Source organism: Microcystis sp. LE18-22.4A (genome assembly GCF_027531105.1).
Lineage (GTDB): Bacteria > Cyanobacteriota > Cyanobacteriia > Cyanobacteriales > Microcystaceae > Microcystis > Microcystis aeruginosa.
Genome location: NZ_JAPZRB010000065.1, coordinates 1 through 2,859, shown reverse-complemented (window position 1 = coordinate 2,859; position 2,859 = coordinate 1). Strand labels below are relative to the sequence as shown.

At 42.4% G+C, this 2,859-nt stretch carries 2 protein-coding genes and 1 pseudogene; all 3 read left to right on the top strand.

The features are described 5' to 3' along the window. Positions 1-361: pseudogene (locus O9295_RS02950) on the top strand (zinc ribbon domain-containing protein); the annotation flags it as partial. Positions 362-399: 38 nt separating this feature from the next. Further along, entirely contained in the window at positions 400-1,764 is a 1,365-nt protein-coding gene (locus tag O9295_RS02945; RefSeq protein ID WP_288031573.1) for a UDP-N-acetylmuramoyl-tripeptide--D-alanyl-D-alanine ligase, read from the top strand. 7 nt (positions 1,765-1,771) lie between these two features. Next, on the top strand, positions 1,772-2,722 hold the full coding sequence (locus O9295_RS02940; protein WP_353851840.1) for a hypothetical protein: 951 nt from the start codon (positions 1,772-1,774) through the stop codon (positions 2,720-2,722). The last annotated feature ends 137 nt before the right edge of the window (positions 2,723-2,859 follow it).

Genomic DNA, 2,859 nt, shown 5'->3' with positions numbered 1-2,859 from the left:
TTTTGCCAAGATTTATCGGATTGTTTGTGTTGCTGTGCCGCCGCATTTCACTTCTCAAGATTGTTCAGTTTGTGGGACGAGAGTGCAAAAAACATTAAGCACTAGAACTCATCAATGTCCTAACTGTAAAACAGTCTTAGATAGGGATCATAATGCAGCAATAAATATTCTTAAAAAAGGGTTACAATATTTGGGAAATTATCTCAACGGTACTGTTGGGCAAACAGAAACCGACCCAAACGCCTTGGGATAGTCCGACCTCTGGATTTTCAGTGGAGACATTGAGAATCTAAGTTGTCTCGTTGAACAAGGAATTTCCAATAGTGATAGGTCAAGAATCCCCCGTCACAGCGTAGCTTGACGGTGGGAGTATGTTAATCCTAAGTATTTTTATTGTCTATGGCCTGTCATTTATCCCTCAATCAACTAGCTCAATTATTGTCCTTACAAGATAATGGTGACATAAGTTTTAGTCCTGATAGTTTAGTATCTGGCATTAATACTGATAGCCGTAGTATTGAGTCAGGACAAGCATTTTTGGCCTTAAAAGGTGATAATTTTAATGGTCATGATTTTATCGATATGGCTATCGAAAAAGGAGCGGCGACATTGATTGTCGATCAGCCAGTTTCGGTAAATTACTCTAGTAATATTCCTGTATTCCTGGTCCAGAATACCCTAGAAACCTATCAGCAATTGGCCCATTGGTGGCGGAATCAATTTACTATACCCGTGATTGCTATTACAGGATCGGTGGGGAAAACCACGACTAAAGAATTAATCGCTTCGGTATTAGCAACCCGGGGAAAGGTACATAAAACCCTAGCTAATTATAACAATGAGATCGGAGTGCCGAAAACTCTCCTCGAACTGGATGAAACTCACGATAGTGCCGTAATCGAGATGGGAATGCGGGGACGGGGAGAAATTGCCCTGCTCGCTCAAATCGCCCAACCGACGATCGCAGTGATTACTAATGTGGGAACCGCTCACATCGGTCGTTTAGGGTCGGAAGCAGCGATCGCAGAGGCGAAATGCGAGTTATTGGCCGAGTCTCCTTCTAGTAGTATAGCTGTTCTTAACTACGATCACCCTTTACTTACCGAAACAGCTAAACGGGTATGGCAGGGGGAAACAATTACCTATGGCTTCTCTGGCGGCGATATAGTCGGGGAATTACTGGATTTAACTACTTTACGAGTAAATGGACTAGATTTTAACTTACCTTTATCCGGTCGTCATCATGCTTTAAATTTTATGGCGGCCTTGGCCGTAGCGAAAATTTTAGGCATCGATTGGACTTCTTTGCAAGAGGGAATTAAAGTTAATTTACCCAGTGGTCGGGCCAAACGTTACCAATTAGAGCCAGATATCCTACTCCTCGATGAAACCTATAACGCGGGTCTAGAATCAATGTTAGCGGCCTTGGATTTACTGAAAGCTACTCCCGGTCAGCGTCATATTGCTGTTTTAGGCACGATGAAGGAGTTAGGGTCTTTTTCGGAGCAATTACATCGCCAAGTGGGTGAGAGGGTGCAAAAACTAGGTATAGATCGCTTGTTTGTCTTGGTAGATGACCCAGAAGCTAAATTTATTGCTGAGTCCGCTACTGGGGTCGCTTGCGAATGTTTTCAAACTCATATAGATTTAATTAATCGTTTGAAGGACGTGATCGATTCTGGCGATCGCATTTTATGTAAAGCTTCCCATTCCGTCGGTTTAAATCGCGTGGTGGAGGAGTTAATCAGTGATATTAGGAGTTAGGGAATAGATGTTAGAGAAGAGAGCATTTTTTAGCAAGAATAGCCGATTGAAAACTGTTTTTTCAGGGATTTTAGGGCTAGTTTTCTTTTTTTCGGTCGTGCAAGTCTCTTTTGCTCAACAATCGAGACAACTGGAGACTTATCTTCCGGATCTCAGTGGTTTAGCTTGGGTAGAAGCAGATATTTTTCTAGGGGTTCACGATGCCAAAAATAAGGGCAAAAATAGTGATCCATCTCAACCAAGGCTGAGTCTTTTACGGCTGCCTACGCAGGAAAAACCCCTATTATGGCAGGTTTTAAGGGTAGATTGGCCAAATCCAGAGGGATTGAGTAACGATCTCGAAAGTATTACTCATATCCCTGAAACTAACTTATTTTTGTTGGCTGAAAGTGGCGACAAAAAACCTTTTCAAAGACTATTTTTACTAGCATATAACCAGCAAAAAGTCAAGATAGTTGAGCAAATAAATTGGCCGATCGCAGTCGAAAATGTAGAGGCGATCGCTGTTAGTCGGCAAGGCGATCGTTATCTATTTATCTACGCAGAACGGGCCGATAGTCAAGAGAGTACCAAAATTCGCTGGACGGATATCTCGTTCAATCCCTTAAAATTCGGGGAATTTCAGTCGGTAACTTTTCGGAGTCCTTTTGGTAGTGGTAAAAATATTCGCCCCATCTCCGATTTAGCCGTAGATAAGCAAGGTAATATCTACATAGCTTCCGCTTACGATCCAGATAGTGCGGGAGTGTTTAGAAGTGCTGTTTACCGTATCGGTCAAGTTACAGCCGATAATAGCCTAATTATTGCCCCTAATCCCCAAAAAATTGCAGAAATCGACGGCTCCAAAGTGGAAGCGGTGACCACCAGAGAATCTCCTAGAGGTAAAATAGAAGTCTTTATCGGTACAGATGACGAGAATTATGGCGGTTTTATGCGACCTTTGCTCTTAGATAATTAGGGTCTGCTGAATAAATCTAAAAACCTTGTTGGATAAGACTTTTGGACTTTTTTCCCCTCAAAAAGTGCCAGCCATTGCGGGGATCGGGGGAAAATTCAGGTACTTTTTCCCTGAAAATTAGGTAGTTGACCACCTCA

Bases quoted from the DNA above. Each gene is read 5' to 3' on its own strand.
- O9295_RS02940 (WP_353851840.1), top strand. From the start codon at position 1,772: ATGTTAGAGAAGAGAGCATTTTTTAGCAAGAATAGCCGATTGAAAACT.
- O9295_RS02945 (WP_288031573.1), top strand. From the start codon at position 400: ATGGCCTGTCATTTATCCCTCAATCAACTAGCTCAATTATTGTCCTTA.